6 protein-coding genes and 2 pseudogenes are annotated in these 19,310 nt (G+C 71.0%); 5 read left to right on the top strand and 3 right to left on the bottom strand.

Going from position 1 to position 19,310, the window contains the following annotated elements:
* Window positions 1–380: 380 nt before the first annotated feature.
* A complete protein-coding gene (locus tag QR77_RS39865; RefSeq protein ID WP_150130519.1) occupies window positions 381–1,382 on the top strand; it encodes a hypothetical protein in 1,002 nt (333 codons plus the stop codon).
* A gap of 98 nt (window positions 1,383–1,480) precedes the next feature.
* Here the strand turns inward: QR77_RS39865 and QR77_RS44560 are convergent.
* A pseudogene (locus tag QR77_RS44560) lies at window positions 1,481–1,816 on the bottom strand (DoxX family protein); the annotation flags it as partial.
* Here QR77_RS44560 and QR77_RS47635 point away from each other — a divergent pair.
* Both QR77_RS47635 and QR77_RS39860 read left to right on the top strand, forming a co-directional pair.
* Window positions 1,786–2,079, top strand: a pseudogene (locus tag QR77_RS47635) (IS5/IS1182 family transposase); the annotation flags it as partial. The pseudogenes QR77_RS44560 and QR77_RS47635 sit on opposite strands and share 31 nt — an antisense overlap.
* A gap of 10 nt (window positions 2,080–2,089) precedes the next feature.
* Window positions 2,090–2,266 carry an ACT domain-containing protein gene (locus QR77_RS39860; protein ID WP_347359819.1) on the top strand — a complete coding sequence of 59 codons (177 nt, stop codon included), beginning with the start codon at window positions 2,090–2,092 and terminating at the stop codon, window positions 2,264–2,266.
* A 752-nt stretch (window positions 2,267–3,018) separates the two neighbouring features.
* Here QR77_RS39860 and QR77_RS39855 read toward each other — a convergent pair.
* Together QR77_RS39855 and QR77_RS39850 are read right to left on the bottom strand one after the other, a co-directional pair.
* On the bottom strand, window positions 3,019–3,819 hold the full coding sequence (locus QR77_RS39855; RefSeq protein WP_040026793.1) for an enoyl-CoA hydratase-related protein: 801 nt from the start codon (window positions 3,817–3,819) through the stop codon (window positions 3,019–3,021).
* The gene (locus QR77_RS39850; protein ID WP_040026792.1) at window positions 3,816–5,006 is read right to left on the bottom strand and encodes a CaiB/BaiF CoA-transferase family protein; all 1,191 of its coding nucleotides are present in this window, start codon (window positions 5,004–5,006) and stop codon (window positions 3,816–3,818) included. Before QR77_RS39850 ends, QR77_RS39855 begins: the two co-directional genes overlap by 4 nt.
* A gap of 810 nt (window positions 5,007–5,816) precedes the next feature.
* Between QR77_RS39850 and QR77_RS39845 the strand changes: the two genes are divergently transcribed.
* Complete coding sequence (locus tag QR77_RS39845; protein ID WP_236711011.1) at window positions 5,817–9,866, top strand: amino acid adenylation domain-containing protein; 4,050 nt, start codon at window positions 5,817–5,819, stop codon at window positions 9,864–9,866.
* Window positions 9,866–19,240 (top strand): non-ribosomal peptide synthetase, encoded by a 9,375-nt coding sequence (locus tag QR77_RS39840; protein ID WP_063798134.1) that lies wholly within the window; start codon window positions 9,866–9,868, stop codon window positions 19,238–19,240. The genes QR77_RS39845 and QR77_RS39840 overlap by 1 nt, the downstream gene beginning before the upstream one ends.
* The last annotated feature ends 70 nt before the right edge of the window (window positions 19,241–19,310 follow it).

Genomic DNA, 19,310 nt, shown 5'->3' with positions numbered 1-19,310 from the left:
CAGCCTCGAACGTTCACCACGACCGAGCGTGATCCGCCGTCGCACATGCCAGCCACCGGGTGTGGAGTCGACCCGACGGTGGCCGGCATCCCCTCCCGTTGGACGAACTGCTTCTCACTCAGCCTCCCGGTTCGCGTCTCCGGCGAGGCGCCACCGGAGACCTCATGAGACCGCCGGTCGTCGTCAAGCAACAAGCCCTGAAGAGGAGTTGAACGGCGCGCCGAACGCGGACAAGGTTCTTCACTCGGATCGCGCAGCAGTACCATGTGCCGGGCCATCAAGCGGGGCCGACAAGGCCCACTTTGTGCCGTTGCACGGTGGCCGCACATCGCGCCGAACGCGCGCATACGAGGAGAACATGCCCCATGGACCATTCAGACATGTCCATCAAGACTGTGCGAATAACAGTGGGCATCCTGAGCCTGGCACTCTTCGGACAGACCGCTTTCTGGCTGCTCTATGACATCGCCGACCGGGGCGTCGCCGGGGCCTGGTCCGTGTGGGCTTCGGGTTCCGGTACGGGTCTGTCGGCGACCTCCTCCCTCGATCTCGGCTTGGGATTCCTTCAGTTGGCGGCCGGCTGGGCCACTCTGATCAAGGCCCGCACCGCCGGAGGACTCCTGCTGGCTTCCTGCGCGACCACCTTGTTGTTCCGGCTGCCGGCCGTTTGGTACGTCCTGCTCGACTCCCCGTCCGATCCCTGGTTCGGCGACGCGAAGGGCCCCTCGCTCGGCGCCGTCGGCGGCACCGCGATCGGCGCGGTGGCGACGGCCCTGGTCCTCACGGCGCTCCTGTTCCTGGTCCGCCACCTGGAGAACGAGGCATCCTCTCCGTACATCCTCCGGGGCGCGGGCCCCCGTCCGGTAAAGGTGACGGCCACCACCTCGGGTGTGCTGCTCGGCGTGCTGAACATCTTCTACATCGGCAGGAACGTGAACACGGCCTTCCAGGTCGGCCCGAACGCCCTGGCCCACCTGCTCGCAGGCAAGGGAGCGGTACGGTCGGAGCTCGGCGTGGCGTCCGCGTGGCAGTGGGCGTCGCTCACGGTGCTGTGCGGACTGGGTATGCTCTTCGCCTTCCGGCGCCGCCCGGTCGCAAAGGGGTTCTCGCTCGGGCTGGCGCTGTTCATGGTGCCGCCGGACGTCGCCGAGGTGTCGGACTACGTGACCACCGGTGTCCTCTTCAAGGTCTCGGTCGACACCGCGCAGACGTTCCTTGAGCTGCTGGGCTCCGCCGCAGTGATCGCCCTCCTAGCCGCGGAAGCCGCCCACAACCGCAGGGACCGTCGTCCTGAAGATCCCCCTGGCGCCCCCGCGCCCGCGCCGCTGGTGGGCCCCATACCGGCCGACGCGCGCCTGACCAACATGGCGGACAGCGGCTGACCGCTCCTCGTGACGACGAATGCCGGGTGTCCCCCTATGAAGGCCGCGAGCCCAAGATGGGCCACGTTCACCAGCACCAGCTTGAACGGGCCGCGGCGGCTATGGGTGACCATCGCGCCGACCATCAGAAGGATCCAGCACAGGGCGGTCACCGGCACCATGACCGGTGCGATGTCGAGCGCGGCGGGCAGGATCAGGCCCCTGGTGGCAAGCAGTTCAAGGATCCCGAGGGCCCTGATGGAGCCAGCACCGGCGTTTCCGGTCCACTCGCCGCCGTGCTGCGCGGCAAGACCGACAGCAGGGCCGCCGCCTGCGCAAGGGGTCACACATGAGGGACGGTCGCCTGGCTTCGACACAGAGCGGCACAAGAAACGCAACACCGTCGAACGAGCGATCAACAGGCAAGCCCCGCAAACTGCACGCCGACAAGGCATACGACATACTTGACCTGCGACGATGACTCCGCAGCAAACGCATCGGCGTCCCTATCGCCCGCAAAGGCATCAAGTCCAGCGAACGATGAGGAGGCCACCGGGTGGGTGATCGAACGGATTACGTCCTGGCTGACCGGCTACCGTCGCCTCAGCCCCCGCTATGAACACCATCCCCGCGACTACCTGGCCTTTCTCGGCTGGCAGCCGCCCTCTGCTGCTACAAACGACTCGTCAAACCGACCACGCAGGACACCGTCTTATAAATTGGTGATCATGAGCGGTGAGACAGGTCTGCGGACCCTGCTGAGCGGTATGCGTCCCGAACTGAACCCCGGACGCTACGTCTTCACCACCGTCGCCAGCCGTACGACGGTGCACGCAGGTCCTGACAATCCTCTCGGTGCGACTCCCGTAGTCACAGTCGCCGAAGAAGAGGGGCTGACTCGGTGATCCGCCTGGAGGACGCCGAGGCGGCGGGTCTCGCGTACGACTCCTCCTCCATGCACGTGAACGTAAGGCGCAGGCAATGACCGGGAAATCGCCTCATCACTGAGGCAACCGGAACGCCAGGACGTCAGCCAGCAACCCCGGGACGCTCACGCAAGCTGTGCAAGCGACGACGGCCTGAGCACCTCGGACGAGGCCGCCACGATCGGCCGGGGACGCCCAGAGCTGCGTGTCTTGGCGGTGCACGCGCCCCCGCAGCGTCGGCGGCGACGAGGACAAGCCGGAGCGAGCCCTCGCCAGTAATACGAAGCAACCCCACTCCGGTCCGCCGATAGACGCCGTCCCTCCTACGCCTGCGTTACCCCACCAAGATCCGGACCATACGCGGGCCGGAGCCTGCCCGCTCCCCTATCGACGGCGCATACATGCAGGTCAGAGGCATGAAACCGCTGTACTACCAGCAGACGAAGAACCTTCTCGTGAGCTATTCGGCGAAGAAACCGGGCTTCTTCTAGAGGCACGTGAAGGGCATCTGACCTGGGACGATGCTTGTCGGACACCCTATGCGGAGCGACGGACGACACTCACTCATGCAGCAGGGGGACATGGACGTTTCCTCACCTTGTCTCCCACTGGGTTATCCCACCTCAGACCAGACTGTTCCTGGGCACTTCCGGGCCAGATTCTCTCCGCCCCTTCATCCACGACATCCGAACGAATGAGGGCTGGACGGGAACAGGGCGGGTCGCTCCTGTTCAGTGGCCGGGCCAGTTCGGTGGGCGCTTTTCCTGAAAGGCGCGGACACCTTCGCGGCTGTCCGCGCTGTCCAGGGCCGCCATCAGCGCCGGCAGCCGGGCCGCGCGCGCCTCCCGGCTGGTCAGGTGGGCGGTGCGCTGCACCATCTGCTTGATGGCGCGCAGCGAGGTGGGGGCGCAGGTGAGAACGTCGGCGACCCAGCGGTCGACCGCGTCGTCCAACTGCTCTGCCGGTACCACCTCGTTGACCAGACCCATCCCGGCGAGCTCACCCGCGCTCGCCCGCCGCCCGGTGAGCAGCAGGCTCATCGCCTGGGTATGGGGCAACCGGCGGACAAGCTGGGTCACTCCTCCGTCGAGCGGGACGCGTCCGACACGGGGCTCGGGGAGCCCGAACCGGGCGTGCTCGGCGGCCACCACGATGTCGCATCCCAGGACCATCTCCATGCCGCCGCCCAGGGCGTACCCGTTCACGCGAGCGATCACCGGAACGTCGAGGGTGGCGCGCAGGGACAGGCCGCCGAAGCCGTTGGGGTCGAGATCGGCCCAGTACTCCAGGCCGGTCCTGCCGACCGCTTCGGCGGACATGTCGGCGCCGGTACAGAAGGCCCGATCGCCTCCGCCGGTCAGGACGACGACACGGACGTCGGTGTCGGACTCGATGTGTTCCCAGATCTCGTTGAGTCGTCGAAGCGTCTTGGCGTCGACGGCGTTGAGCACCTTGGGCCGGTCGATGGTCACGCGGGCGACGTGTCCTTCGATCTCCAGGCGCACCTCGTCCGGGAAGGGCGCCGCGGTCATTGCAGGATGCCCCCCTGCATCAAAGCCGTGATCTGGGCGTCGTCGAAGCCGTGTTCCCTGAGGACTTCGGAACTGTGCTCGCCGAGTCGCGGCGGGGCCTGGCGGACGTTCATACGGGCGCCGGAGAGCAGGATGGGCGCGGCGAGCGCCCTGACCGTGCCGGCGTCCGGGTGGTCCATCTCCACGACCATGCCGTTGACCGAGGTCTGCTCGTCGGCGAGGGCCTCTTCCAACGTACGCACCGGGGCACAGAGGATGTCCTGCTCCTCCAGTCGTGCGAGCCAGTGGCCGGTGGTGTTGGTGGCGTAGTGCTGCCGGAAGATCGCCTGGAGCTGCGGGCGTCGCTGGAACTGCGCTTCCATGGTGGAGTACTCCTCGCGCAGCGAGAGGTCCTCGTCCATCTCCAGGGCGGCGCACACCGCACGCAGCGGGTTCTCCTTGAACGCCCCGACCATGCAGACCGCGCCGTCGGCGGTCGGGAAGACGCCGCTGAGCGGCATGCTGGCCCAGTTGACCTCGTAGCCGCGGTTGAGCTGCGCGTAGGCTTCCTGCATCTGCATGTGCAACATCGAGTCGTACATGGCGACCTCGACCTTCTGGCCCTCGCCGGTCCTGGCCCGGCTCAACAGCGCGAGCAGGATGCCCTGCAGCAGATGCATGCCCGTGGTGTAGTCGCCCAGGGGCGTGGGGTACACGGACAGCGGCAGGTCCGGTGACTCGCGGCGCCACATCACCCCGGAGTACGCCTGACTGATCACGTCCTGGCCGCCCTTGTGGCTGTACGGTCCGGTCGTGCCGAAGCCGGTGCCGGAGGCCCAGATGAGACGAGGGTTGATCGCCCGCAGGTCGTCGTAGCCGAAGCCGAGCCGTTCCATCACACCGCCGCGGAAGTTGCTCACGACCACGTCGGACTTGCGGACCAGGCGCAGGATCACCTCCTTGCCTTCGGGCGCGCGGATGTCGACACAGACGCTGCGCTTGTTCCGGTTGATGGCGAGGAAGATCGGTCCGTCCAGTCCGTCCCGGTCCGGGAAGGACGTCCGGGAGAGGTCGCCCGTTCCGGGACGCTCGACCTTGATCACGTCGGCGCCGTAGTCACCCATCATCTGGGTACAACTGGGACCCATGAAGACCTGGGTGAAGTCGAGAACGGTCACGCCGTCCAGAGGCAGCGCTTCGGCGCTCATGCCGTGGCCTCCACGGAGAGGGTCGATATCGTTTCTGCGGGGGGTGGCGCGGCGTCGGCGCCAACTGCACTCGATGTCATAAAAACGGCCTTTCGGGGATTCGCTCGAAGGGCAGTTGAAAACCACGCGTAAACGAGGAGACGGATTGGCCGGAATGGGACCGCGCAGCGTTAGGGTCCCGGAAGCCGGGAGCGCGGCAACCTACGGCGAGGGGTGACTTTATCAGTTGCAGCCTTCCCCGTGAGTGCCTCCGCGAATCTCAGGTCGTTTCAGAGTAATGAAGATCTTGAGTCCGTCAAGACCCGGCGCCTCCCTTTCCCGCGCGCGGACAAACAACCCGAACACATCAAAGGCCAACTTCACCGGGGCCTTCCGCCCCGCCGGTCCCTGCGGCGGGAAGTGCGAGGATATTTACCTCGATTACCGCTATACCCCTTTTCTGAACGCGACACGATCCAAAACATTTCCGCCAGGAGAGGTTGTGTGGTCTGCGTCACTGTTGACCTTTAAATCGGTCTGGGATTAGATTCCGGATGCCTCGACCGAAATTCACTGACTCGCCGATTGTTTTCATCCTCTTCGCCTCTCTAAAAATACCTCTGACATCAGGTCGCAGGTGAAGTCACAGAGAGGAACCACTGCCGGACGGGCGGCTTCCGAACCCTGCCCGGCATGGCGAAGCCTGACCACACGGCGTCCCGTACGCCTTCTGCTGTCCGCACCCGACTCCTGACCTCGCGCATGCGTTGCGTCGGGCCTGCCGGAACGCGTACCTGCTTTCCCACCTTCCTTTCTCATGAAGGGAATTCCGTGTCTGCGTCTCGCATCACCACCCCCCACGTCCCCCCGACCACCCCGTCCACCTCGCCGGCGCCGGCGCCGGGACCCGACCCCACCCCCACCTCCCGTCCTGCGCCCCTGTCGCTGGTGCAGGAGCAGTTGTGGGTCCTGGCACGCATGGACGGGGACGCCAGCGCCGCCTACCACGGGCTCATGAACTTCGACGTCAGGGGGCCGCTGGACCGGAGCCTGCTCGTGCGGGCACTGGACCTGCTCGCAGCCCGGCACGAGGCGCTGCGCACCCGGCTGGTGCCCGCCGAGGGCTCGGCACTCCAGGTCGTCGATCCCCCGGAGACCGGCTTCCCCATGACCGTCGAGGATCTGAGGGGGCTACCGGACGCGGCCGAGCGCCTCGCGAAGGCGCAGCGGGCGGTGGGCGGCACTCCCTTCCGTCTCGGGGAGGAGGCCATGGTGCGCGGCCGCCTGCTCGTGCTCGAAGAGGACCACCACGTCCTGCTGCTGACGGCACACCACCTCATTTTCGACGGCTGGTCCCAGTCACTGCTGCTTCGGGAGCTGAGCACGGTGTATGCCGCGCTGCGCGGCGGGCAGGACGTACCGCTGCCGGAACTGACGTGGCAGTACAGCGACTACACCCGCTGGCAGTGGGATTGGATCGCCGGCGAGGAACCAGCCGCGCACGCCGACTACTGGACCGGGGCGCTGGCCGGTGTCCCGGCCGTGCTCACCCTGCCCACCGACCGGCCCCGTCCGCCCGAGCAGGATTTCCACGGTGGCCGGGTGGCCGTGGACGTCGACGAGGACCTCGCCGGCGCACTGCGCGAGCTGGCGAAACGCAACGGGGTCTCCCTGTACGCGACGGTGCTGACCGGCTGGTCGGTGTTGCTGTCCCTGCTCTCCGGGCAGGACGACATCGTTGTCGGCGCCCCGACGGCAAACCGCCGGCGTGGGGACGTCGGCGGCCTCATCGGCTTCTTCGCCAACACCCTCGCCGTTCGCGCGGACCTGTCCGGCTCACCCACCGTCGAGGATGCGCTGAAGCGGGTGAACCGGCGGCTGCGCGAGGGCCTCGCGCATGTCGACCTGCCGTTCGAACGAGTGGTGGAGCTGGTCAACCCGCCGCGAAGCCCTGCCTACACGGCCCTGTTCCAGACCATGGTCGCGTGGGTCCCCTCCATGAGGCAGGAACTCGAACTCCCCGGCGCGGAGGTCGCGGTGCGCGAGGACGACTCGCACGTTCCCGCGAAAATGGACCTGATACTGGTCCTCGCCGACGAGGGTCGGCGCCTGGTCGGCGGGATCGAATACGCCGTCGCCCTCTTCGAGAGGGCGACGGCGGAGCGGTACGCACACCAGTTGCTGCGGGTGTTCCGGCTGATGACCGAGCGGCCCGAGGCGGAGATCGGCGACCTGACCTTACTGGACGAGGACGAGCAGCGGGAGCTGCTGGCGACCTTCAGCAGTGGAGGTGACCCGGTGGCACCGGCGTCGGCCGGCCTGCTGGAGCGTTTCGCGGCACAGGTGCGGACACGACCGGAGCAGCCGGCGGTGGTCGCCGGGCACACGGAGGTGGACTACGCCACGCTGGAGCGCCGGGCGAACCGGCTGGCGAACGCGCTGATCTCCCGCGGTGTGCGCCCCGACCAGGTGGTGGGCCTGCACACCGGGCGCACGGTCGAACTGGTCGTCGCGGTCCTCGGCGTCCTCAAGGCCGGGGCCGCCTATCTGCCGCTCGATCCCGGGCAACCCGCCGAGCGGCTCGCGGCCATGGTGGCCGACGCCGAGCCCGCGCTGGTTCTGACCGACCTCGGGGACCCGGTGGCAGGCGGCCGGCAACTCTGGGAGGACCTCGCCGCGGTCGAGGCCGAGGGCACGCGGGAGGACGCACCGGAGATCGACGCGGACCCGACCCGACTGGCGTACGTCATCTACACCTCCGGATCGACCGGTCGCCCCAAGGGGGTGGCGGTGACACACGGCAGCGTCGTCAACCTCCTCGACCACTGGCGCGAGCTCATGGACGACGCGCCGGGCGAGGCCGCTTCGGCCTGGTCGAGCATCGGGTTCGACGCGTCGGTGCACGAGCTCCTCGTGCCGTTGACCACGGGAGCGGTGCTCCACCTCGTCCCGGACGAGCTTCGGGGCGACCCCGAGGCTCTGATGGGTTGGCTGCGGGAGCGTCGGGTGACTCAGGCGTTCCTGCCCCCGTCCTACATCCTGTGGATCGACGAGGACCCGTCCCGGCGGCTGGCCGGGCTGAGCCTGCGTCAACTCCTGACCGGCGTGGAATCCCTGCCGGAGGCCGCGCTGCACCGCATGCGCGAGGAACTGCCGGGTCTGCGCATCTGCTACGGCTACGGACCGACCGAGGCCACGCTCTACACCACCGCGTACACCGATCCGGGGGCACGTACGCGGTCATGCCCCATCGGGCGGCCGTTGCGCGGCACCCGCCTGTACCTGCTGGACGGCCGCATGCGCCCGGTGCCCGTGGGAGTCCCCGGCGAGGTGTACGTGGCGGGGGCGAGCCTGGCGCGCGGATACCTGCACCGGCCCGACCTCACCGACGAGCGCTTCGTGCCGGACCCGTTCGTACCGGGGGAACGCGCCTACCGCACGGGCGATCTGGCGCGCTGGCTGCCGGACGGGAACGCCGAGTACGCCGGCCGCCACGACGACCAGCTCAAACTGCGCGGCTTCCGGATAGAGCCCGGCGAGGTGGAGACGGCCCTGCTGGCGGTGGACGGCGTACGGGAGGCGGTCGTCCTGGCCGACCGCCGGATGCCGGGCGGCCCGCACCTGGTGGCCGGCGTGGGGCGCGACGCCGGGCCCACGTGGACGCCGCACGAATGGCGCCTCGCGCTGGAGAACCGGCTGCCGGACTACATGATTCCCACGGTGGTCGCCGAGTTCCCGCGGCTGCCGCTGAACCGCAACGGCAAGGTGGACCGGGAAGCGGTGCTGAGCGCGGCCGCCGGCACCCTTTCCGGGCGGGTCAACACGGCCGCGCCCCGCGACCACGTCGAGATGACCCTGTACCGGATCTGGCGGCGGGTGCTGCTGCACCCGGACGTCGGGGTCGGGGACAACTTCTTCGAGCTGGGCGGCACCTCGATCTCGGCGATCAAGATGGCACACGCCGTCCAGGAGGAGCTCGGTGTGGCGTTGCCGGTCCGGGACGTCATCGTGCGTCCCACGATCGAGGCGCTCGCGGAGCGCGTCCGCGGCGCCCGGTCGGAGGCGTCCGGGCCCGCGGGCGACAACAGCCTGGTCGCGTTCCGGGCCGGGGACGGCCGGCACCGTGTCGTGTGCGTACATCCCGCCGGCGGCACCGCCTTCTGCTACCTGCCGCTGTCCACGGCGCTCGCGGGAAGCGTCGGCGTGGTGGGCCTCCAGGCACCAGGGATCGATCCCGGCGAGTCGACCCTGCCGGACGTCGAGGCCATGGCCCTGGAGTACCTGCGGCTTGTCGATCCCCGCCCGGAAGAGGCACTGGTGCTGTGCGGGCTTTCCTACGGGGGACTGATCGCCTACGAGATGGGCCGCCGCCTGGTGGCGGCCGGGCACGAGAGGGTGAGCGTGGTCCTGCTCGACACCCGCGGTGTGGAGGACGCGCGGGAGCGCGCCGCGATCACCCCGACGGGCATGGAGGAGTTCCGGGAGAAGCTGGTGCGCTTCAACGGCATGTACCCGGGTATCGACGACGACCAGGTCGCCCGGTACCTCGCGGTGTACAACCACCACCAGGCGACCGGCCGCGACTACGTGGTGCCCGACTCGGGGGCCCGCGTGGTGCTCATGCAGGCGACGGCGGTGGAGGACGACGACAACGGTGAAGCGGCCGCCCGGCTGCGCGCGTTCTGGCAGCGCCGGACCCGCGGCGGCTTCGCCGTCGAACCGGTGGCCTGCGGTCACTGGGACATGCTGGAGAGCGACGAACTGCCGCGTGTCGCCGCGGTTCTCACGGCCGAACTGGACCGGCTCGACACCGACACGGCCGGCGGCACCGGCCCGGCCGAGGCGCGGGGTTCTGCCCTCCCTCTCACACGGGACGCCTGATGGCACCCGCCGAGGAGACTCCCGAAGCCTCCGTCGCCGAGGACCCGGGCTCACCGGGCGGCCTCGCCCTGGAGGTACACCGCCAGGCCCTGCGCACGCCGCGGGCCGTCGCGCTCACCGACGGCGACGCGCGGCTGGACTACGCGGCGCTCGACTCCTCGGCAGCCGCCGTGGCACAGGCACTGCGCCGTGCCGGAGTCGCCCGGGGGCAGGCGGTGGCGGTGGCGCTGCCGCGTTCGTGGCGGCTGGTCTGCGTGATGCTCGGCATCCTTCGGCTGGGTGCCCAGGTGGTGCCCCTGGACACCCAGAGTCCTGCGGAGCGCCGCCGCTACGTCCTTCAGGACTCCGCGGCGGTCGCGCTGGTGCACGACACCGACGAGGCGGGCACGCGACTCCCGCAGGGGGTGAGGGCGCTGGCCGTGGGCAGCCTGCTCCCCCGGGTCCCCGAAGCCGAAGCGGCCGCGCCGGCACCGCGTGCCGCGGGCGAGGTGTCCTTCCTGTTCTACACCTCAGGAACGAGCGGACGTCCCAAGGGCGTCGAGGTGCGCGACGCCGGAGTGCTGCGGCTGGCGCGGCCCGGCTACATCCGCATCGAGTCCGGCGCGCGTTACTCCTGCCTGTCCAACCCGGCCTTCGACGCGCTGAGTTTCGAGGTCTGGGTACCGCTGCTGACCGGCGGCTGCTGCGTGATCCTGAGCGACGTGGACGTGCAGACACCCGAACTGCTCGCCGCGGCGCTGCGACGCGAGCGGATCGACACGCTCTTCATCACGGTCGCGCTGTTCGACGCGGTGACCGCCGCGGTACCGGAGTGTTTCGCCACGGTCGGCCAGGTCCTGACCGGCGGGGAGCAGCTCAACCCCGCGGTGATCCGCCGCTGGTACCGGCACAACGCCGCCAGCCGCACCCGGCTGTTCAACGTCTACGGCCCGACGGAGACCACCACCTTCGCGCTGTGCCACCCGATTCCCCGGGACTTCGACGGCGACGTGGTGCCGATCGGCCGGCCCCTGCCGCACACGGGTGCGGTCCTGGTCGTGCCGGGCCGCGATCGCGTCGCCGCGCCCGGTGAGGTCGCCGAACTGCTGCTGAGCGGACGCGGTCTGGCCGCCGGATACCGCAACCTTCCCGAGGAGACCGGGCGGCGCTTCGTGCGCCTGCCCTGGCTCGACGGGGGCCGGGAGACGCACTACCGCACCGGCGACCTGGTCCGGAGCGACGGCGAGGGCAGGGTGGAGTACGTCGGGCGGACGGACCGCCAGGTCAAGGTCCGCGGCTTTCGGATCGAGCCCGGCGAGGTGGAGCGGCAGATTCTTACGCACCCGGCGGTCCGGCAGTCGTACGTATGCACGCGCCGTGCCGGCGAGGAGGGGCCGAACGAGCTGCTGGCGTTCGTCGTCCTGCGGCAGGACCTGGCCTACGAGGAGTTCGCCGGCCACCTGGAGACCCGCCTGCCCGCCTACATGCGGCCGCACCAGGTCCATCTCGTCGAGGAGCTGCCGCTCAACGCCAACGGCAAGGTCGACCAGGCCGCGCTCCTGGAGCGGACCGGCCGGCCCTGGCGCCCGGCCGCTGCCGCCGGATCGGCCCCGACCCGACGGCAGCGTGAGCTGCTGGAGCTGGCCGAGCAGGTCCTTGGGACGACCGGGGTGGGGCTCACCGACCGGTGGATCGCCTGCGGTGGGGATTCGCTGAAGGCCGTGCGGCTCCGTTTCGAGATCAGGCGACGGTGGGACTGCGAGGTGCCGCAGGCGACCGTCCTCCAGGGGGATCTGGCGGCGGTCGCCCGGGCCGTCACCGCGGCCCGTCCCGGGGCGGTGAGCGTGTATCCCGTACCGGCGGTCTCCGGTGCCCGCTCCGGGCCCGCCACCAGCGAGCAGCAGCGGCTGTGGCTCGTGCAGCGCCGCGCGCCCGGTTCACGGGCCTACCACGTGAACCAGGCTCTCCGGATCGACGGGACGGTCGACACCGCCGCTCTGCGGCAGGCGATCCGGCGGCTGGTGGAGGGCCACGCCGCGCTCCGGACCGGTTTCGAGACGGGGCCGGAGGGCCTCGTCCAGGTCGTGGGCGAGCCGTACGACCCCTGGCACGACCCCGGCGTGCGGCGGACGTGGGACGAGGCGGCAGCGCGGGCCTTCGCCGACGACTTCTTCGCCGAGCTGTTCGACCTGGCGACGCCGCGCATGCTCCGAGCCTGCTGGCTGCCCGACGAGGACGGTGGGACCCTTCTGCTCCACCTGCATCACATCGCCGTCGACGGCTGGTCGCTGAGCGTTCTGCTGCGGGACCTGTCCGCGGGCTACGTCGACGCCTCAGGGACCGGCCAGGAGCAGGCCGCGCCCACCCCGCTCGACTTCGCCGACTGGCAGGCCGACTGGTTCGCCGCCCCGGCCTACCACGCGCGGCGCGACGAGCTCCTGGCGTATTACCGCGGCCTGGAGGAGCCCCGGGAGGCGCTCCCCTTCGAGGACGAGGGTTCGGCACCGCGGGCACGGCTGCTCCACACGTCCCTGGACGTCGTGCGCCGAGCCCAGGTGGACCGGCTCTGCGCCGAGTTCGGACTGACCCGCTTCCAACTGCTGCTGGGCGTCTTCGCCTGGAGCCTGTACGGCGTGACCGGTCTGGTCCGTCCGCGCGTCGCCGCTCCGGTGGCCAACCGTGCGGTACACGAGTTCGAGGACAGCGTCGGCATGATGGCGAACACGGTGTTGCTGGCCGTGGCCGTCGCGCCCGACGAGGAACTGCGCTCGCAGCTCGCCCTCATGGGGGCCGGCGTGGAGGAGGTACTGCGACGGCAGGACGTGGCACTGACGGACGTGCTGACGGGTTGGGAGGCGGCAGGCGACGGCGCCCCGTTCGACGTCCTGTTCGTGCTGGAGAACACCGACTACGGCGCGCTCCGGCTCCCTCATTGCGTTCACCGACCCCTGTGGTGGGGAACGCCGGAGGCCAAGTGCCCGCTGACGGTCTCGGTGATCGAGCATGCCGACGGCCTTGACCTGCTGTGGGAGTACGCGCAGGACGCATTCCCCGACGAGACCGCCGAGGCCATGGCCGAGTTGCTGCGGCGGGGCGTGGACGCGCTCGCCTCCGGCGGACGGTCGACCCTGCGCGAGCTGGTCGCGCCGTACCGGAGGTCGCTGCCGGAGCACGGGCGCGGGAGCGACCCGGAACCGGGCTTCACCACGATCGCCGAGGGCTTCGCGCGGCAGGCCGCCCGCACACCGGACACGCCCGCTCTGGTGACGGCCGACGGAAGCACTGTGAGCTACGCGATGCTCGACGCCCACGCCGCGGCGCTCGCGGCGGATCTGGCCGACCGCCGCGCCATCCCGGCCGATGGCGGAGCCTGCCACGTGGCCCTGTACCTGGAGCCGTCCGTCGAGCACGTGACGGCCCTGCTGGCGCTGGCGCGGCTGAACGTCACCGCCGTCCCACTCGACCCCTCCTACCCGCCTGACATGCTGCGCGGCGTTCTGGAGCGGGTCGATCCGCTGTGCGTGCTGGTCATGCCCGGCGGCTCGGCGGCACTGGACGCGCTGCTCCCCGACGACGTCGTGCCCCACGCGGTCGTCCTGACGGACGCCGCGCCACAGCCCCCAGGGGCCGCGGCCGCGTCGCACGACGGACGTGTGCACGACGGCAGCCGGCCGCTGTACACGCTGTTCACCTCCGGCTCCACCGGCGTCCCCAAGGGCGTCCGGATCTTCGACCGCACGCTGTGCAACCTGCTGCGATGGCAGACCGGCCGGGGCGCCCTGGCCGCCCCGGCGGCCACCCAGCAGTTCTCCATGCTGTCGTTCGACGTGTCGTTCCAGGAGATCTTCGGGACGCTCTGCGGCGGCGGCACCCTTCACCTCGTACGCCCCGAATGGCGCCAGGACGCCCCCGCGCTCCTCGAGCGGCTGGAGTCGGCGGGGGCCGAGCGGATCTTCATGCCCTATGTGGCACTGCAACTGCTGGCCGAATACGGGGTCCGCCTGGGCAGGTTCCCCTCGCGGCTCCGTGAGGTGGTCACCGCGGGCGAGCAGTTGGTGTGCACCGACACGATCCGCCGCTGGTTCGCCGGGCTGCCCGGCGCGCGCCTGTTCAACCACTACGGGCCGACCGAGACGCACGTGGTGAGCGCCCTGTGCCTGGACGGCGATCCGCGTCAGTGGCCCGAACGTCCTGCCATCGGCCGTCCGGTGGCCGGCGCCCTGCTGCGCGTGGTGGACGCCGCCGGCGAGCCCGTACCGCCGGGGTGCACGGGCGAGTTGCTGATCGGTGGCGTGATGACCACGCGCTGCTACCTCGACGACTCCGTTCCCGACGACGAACGCTTCGTCGAGGTCCCAGGGGAGGGCCTGTTCTACCGCAGCGGGGACCGGGCCTGGTTCGACCGCCGGGGCCTGCTGCACTACGCGGGCCGGGACGACCAGCAGATCAAACTGAGCGGGCACCGGCTGGAACTCGGGGCGGTCGAGACGGCGCTGCTGCGCCATCCGGCGGTGATGAACGCCGTGGTGGCGCACGACGGCGATCGGCTGACGGCCTGCCTGGAGTGCCGCGACGAGGCCCCGACCGCCGACGACCTGACGGCCCACCTCTCCGCGCTGCTGCCCGCCTACATCCGCGTGGACCGTTTCCGGCGACTGAACGCGCTGCCGCGCACCCCCAGCGGCAAACTGGACCGCAAGGCGGCGCTGCGGGCACCGGGCGAGGAGATACGCCGTTCCGCGATCGCCCGCACCGGGCTGTCGCGCGAGGAGGAGCAGCTCGCCGCGGCGTTCGAGGCGGTCACCGGAGCGACGATCGGACCGGACAGGACCTTCTTCGAGGCGGGCGCCTCCAGCCTCTCCCTGATGCGGTTCCACCTTCGCTGCACCACCGAACTCGGCCTGCGCTTCAGCGTCACCGACCTGTTCGAACACGTCACCGTCCGCGCCCTGGCCCGCCACCTCGCCCCGGACGGTTCTCCGGGTGCCGGTACGGGCACCCGTACCGCGCCGGCCGCCGTATCGGGCAGTGCCCCGGATCCCGGCGAGCCCGTTGCCGTCATCGGCATGTCGGTGCGGCTGCCCGGAGCCGTTGACCTGGCCGCTTTCTGGGACCTGACGGTCTCCGGCGGCACCGGCATCCGCCGTTTCGACGCCCCGGAGGGTTTGGTCGGGGCGCACAGCGCGCTCGACGGCCCGCTCGAGTTCGACCCGGGCCACTTCGGCATCAGCCCCCAGGAAGCCCGCCTGATGGACCCGCAGCAGCGTCACCTGCTGATGGCCTGCGTGCAGGCCCTGGCACACGCCGGCGTGGCGGAACCGTCGGCCACCCGCGTGGGCCTGGTGGCGAGCGCGGGGGAGAACACCTACTTCCAGGCGATCCTGCGCGAGGCCGACCCCGGTTCGCTGCCCGACGACTTCCAGCTCGCGCTGCACCATGAGAAGGACTTCCTGGCCACCAAGGTCGCCTATCACCTGGGCCTGACCGGTCCGGTCTTCAGCGCCCAGGCGGCGTGCTCCAGCTCCCTGCTCGCCGTCCATCTCGCGGCGGGCATGCTGCGGCAGGGCGACGCCGAGGTGATGCTCGCCGGAGGGGTGCTCATCGACCCCGGATCGTCCGCCGGCTACCGGTACCGCCCGCAGCACATCTTCTCCGCGGACGGTGCCTGCCGATCCTTCAGTGACGACGCGACCGGGACGGTCGGCGCGAGCGGCGTAGGGGTCGTGGTCCTCAAACCGCTGCGGCAGGCACGGCGCGACGGCGACACCGTCTACGGGGTGATCACCGGCTCCGCCGTCAACAACGACGGTTCGGCCAAGATGAGCTACAGCGCGCCGTCCCTGGCCGGGCAGCGGGACGTGATCCGCACCGCCCTCGCCCGCGCCGGGCGCACCGGCGCCGACATCGGCTACGTCGAAGCGCACGGCACCGGCACCCGGCTGGGAGATCCGGTCGAAGTGGGCGCGCTCCGCCAGGCGTTCGACGTGGCCGAGTCCGGTCGCTGCGCGCTGACCTCCGTCAAGAGCCAGCTCGGCCACATGGGTGCGGCCGCCGGCGTGGTGGGGCTCGTACGTGCCGTCCTGGCCGTGCACCACGGGACCGTGCCGCCCAGTAACGGCTTTCGCGCCTTCAATCCGGAGATCGGCCCGGATCCCACACCCTTCTACGTCCCGACCCGGGCCACGCCCTGGCCGAACGGACGGGAGCCGGTGGCCGCGGTCAGCAGCTTCGGCATCGGTGGCACCAACGCCCACGTGATAGTGGAACGGAACGCGCCCGCCGGCAACGCCGCCCCCGCCGGGACCGCCGGCGTACCGCGCTGCCTGGTGCTGTCCGCCACCAGTACGGAAGCACTGCGTGCCGACGCCGCCCGGATCGCCGACTACCTTCGGTCCCGGTCCGAACTCTACGAACCCGTACTGCGCCACCTCCAGGCGGGCCGTCCTGCCCGCGGCCTGCGGATCGCGGCGTCGTGTCCGGACGCCGCCTCCGCGGTGCGTTGGCTGCGCGCGGTGGCCTCGGGGGAGGTGTCGCACGGCACCGCCGGCCCGGACGCCCGCCCGATTCCCGCCGCGGGCCGCACGACGTCGCGACTCGCCGAGGACTGGACGGCGGGGCGGCGCATCGACTGGCCCACGGGCCCCGCACCGGCGCCCTGGGACTTCCCACCCCCGTCCTTCGCGCTGGCGCGGTACGACTTCGAACGGGCGGCCGGCACCGCCACGACGGGGCCCCCGCGGCTCCCGGAGACCGACTGGTTGCACCAGCCGCACTGGGTCCGGTCGCACCGCGCGTTCACCGCCGCCGACACCGGGCGGGAGCGCCGTGCCGCCGTCGTGGTGGTCGTGACCGCGGACCTCCTGCCGCCGGCGGCGTACAGCCCCTTCGAGGCCGTGGCTTCACGAGTGGTGCGGGTGCGCGCGGCCGGCGCCTTCGCCCGCGGGGGAACCGACGCCTTCGAGGTCGATCCGGCTGATCCGGCGTCACTGCGCCTGCTGCTCGACGCGCTGGCCAAGGACGACCCCGACCTCGACCTGGACGGCGTGGAGTGGGTGCAGGCGCTGCCGCTGTCCATCGCGGGTCCGGTGGGCCCCGACACGCTGGCACGCGCCCGTCACGCCTGCCTTGACACCACAGCGGCCCTGGTCCAGGCGCTGTCCGACCGGACCGGCTCCCCGAGGGTCTGGTGGCTGTCCTACGGTGCCCGGCCCGTGGCGGGAGCGGTGCGGCGGCCGGAGCTGGGGCTGCTGGCCGGACCGGTCGAGGTCGCCCCGCAGGAGGGCGTCCTCCGCGGCCACTGGCTGGACCTCCCCGACGGCGAACTCACCCGCTGGGCGGCACATGTGGCCTCGGTCGTGGCCGAAACGCGCCGACACCACCAGGCCGATCCCGGCGGCCCGGCCCTGTACCGGCAACTCGCGCTCCGGCAGGGCTACTGGTGGCGACCGGACACCACGCCGGTGACAGTGCGGGCGGCCGAACCCCCGGCGCTGCCCGGGGACGACGCGGTCCACCTGGTGCTGGGCGGCACGGGCGGCATCGGTCGCGCCATCGCCGCCTGGCTGCTGGAACACACCGGCGGCCGTGTCCTGCTGCTGTCACGGAAGCCCGTACTGCCCGTGGAACTGACCCGCTGGGCCGACCGCGTCGACCTCGTCGCCGCGGACCTCGCGACGACGCCCGCGCACGAGGTGGCATCAGCGGTCGCCGGGCACACCGCGCGGCTGGACGGTGTGATCCACGCGGCCGGCGCGGGATTCGGCGGCCTCCTCGTACGGCGCGACGCTGCCGCGATGCGCGAGGCCGCCGCTGCTCGGGAGAACGGCGCACTCGTCGTCGAGCATCTGATCCAGCGGTACCGCCCCGCACTCGCGGTGTACTGCTCTTCGATGTCCGCGCTGCTCGGCGGCGTCGGACAGTGCGACTACGCGGCCGGCGCGGGCCTTCTCGACGGCTTCGCGCACTACCGCGGCGAGACCGAGACCGAGACCACGGCACGGATCGGCATCGACTGGGACGTGTGGCGCGAGACCGGTATGGCGACCCGTATGCCCGCCGCGGACAGCAGGCATCGAGCGCACCTGGAGGTCGGTCTTACGGTGCGGGAAGGCACGGCGGTCTTCGCCCGGGCCATCTCACTCCAACTGCCGCAGGTGTTCGTCTCCACCACCGGCATCGAGGCGTCCCGCGCCTTCTACGCCCCCGCCGTCCGGGACCGGACGGGGGCGGACTCCCCCGCGCTGCACCCCGGGGTGCCGCGCGACGCGGACGGCACGGCAGGCATCGAGGACAGCGACAGCGCCGAGGACACCGACAGCACCGAGGACCGGGCCGGGCTCGTCGGCCAGTGGCTTCGTGAGTGGCTCGGCGCCGATCACCTGGACCCGCACGACTCGCTGTACGGCCTCGGCGCCGACTCCCTGATGCTGCTGAGCCTGATCACGAAGGTCGAGGACGCCTTCGGGGTCGAACTCGACCTGGCCTCGTTCAGCCACCAGGTCAGCCTCACCGAGATCCTCAAGCACCTCCAAGGAGCCCTCGCCCTGGCCGAACCCGCCCCCGAGACCGCACACCGCGCCGCGGTCCGCACAGCGCCCGAGGCGGCACTCGACGTCTGGCAGGAGGGAACCGGCCCCGCTGTCCTGTGCCTGGTGCATCCCGTCGGCGGGGACGTCCAGGCGTACCGGTCGCTGGTGGCGTCGCTCGGGCCGGCGCCGACCGTGTGCCTCATCGCCGATCCGGCCCTGCGCACCGCCGCTGCTCCGCAGTGGTCACTGGCCGAACGCGCACAGCACTACGACGGCGTGCTGCGGGCCCGGTTCGGCGGACCGGACAGCCACCTGCGACTGGGAGGGTGGTCCTTCGGCGCCAGGGTGGCCATGGAGATGGCCGGCCTCGCCGAGGCCGGCGGGCAGCCGGTCGACGCCCTCTATCTCCTTGATCCGCCACCACCGGAAGCCGGCGCGCTGGTCTCCGCCTACGACGAGACCCACCTCGAAACCGTGTTCGCCGCCGAACTCGGCCACGGGACCTCAGCGGCGGCCCGCGAGCACGGGCGGGCCTATGCCGAACGGCTGGCGCACTGCTGCCGGGCCAACCTGCGCAGCCTGGCCGAGCATCGGGTGCGGCCGCTCACCTCGACCCCCACCCTCGTCTGGCTGGCCGAGCAGCCCGCCGCCGGCCTGCCCGCTCCCGCCGATCCGCGGGAGACAGCCCGGCAGTGGACCTCCCGCCTGCCGGCCGCCTCCCTGCCGCGGTGGCTGCCCACCGACCACTACGGCATCATCACGCCACCCCACGTGCACACGGTGGCCGAGGAGATGAGAAGAGCGCTGACGGACCCGACCGCCGGCTCCCGGACTCACCGCGAGCAGGAGGCGGAGCACCTCCAGTGAATCCCTGCCAGTCAGTCCCCGTCCGGTCCTGTCCTTCCGGCGGGCCGCGGTCACCGACGGACCCCACGAA

Origin of the sequence: Streptomyces sp. 150FB (genome assembly GCF_000818195.1) — a bacterium.
GTDB lineage: Bacteria > Actinomycetota > Actinomycetes > Streptomycetales > Streptomycetaceae > Streptomyces.
Note: the sequence above shows the minus strand (reverse complement) of the source record. Positions and strands in the feature narration are given on the sequence as shown.

Excerpts from the sequence above, each read along its gene's own strand:
- QR77_RS39855 (WP_040026793.1), bottom strand. The coding sequence starts at position 3,819 with ATGACCGCGGCGCCCTTCCCGGACGAGGTGCGCCTGGAGATCGAAGGA.
- QR77_RS39865 (WP_150130519.1), top strand. The coding sequence starts at position 381 with ATGTCCATCAAGACTGTGCGAATAACAGTGGGCATCCTGAGCCTGGCA.
- QR77_RS39860 (WP_347359819.1), top strand. The coding sequence starts at position 2,090 with ATGAGCGGTGAGACAGGTCTGCGGACCCTGCTGAGCGGTATGCGTCCC.
- QR77_RS39840 (WP_063798134.1), top strand. The coding sequence starts at position 9,866 with ATGGCACCCGCCGAGGAGACTCCCGAAGCCTCCGTCGCCGAGGACCCG.
- QR77_RS39850 (WP_040026792.1), bottom strand. The coding sequence starts at position 5,006 with ATGAGCGCCGAAGCGCTGCCTCTGGACGGCGTGACCGTTCTCGACTTC.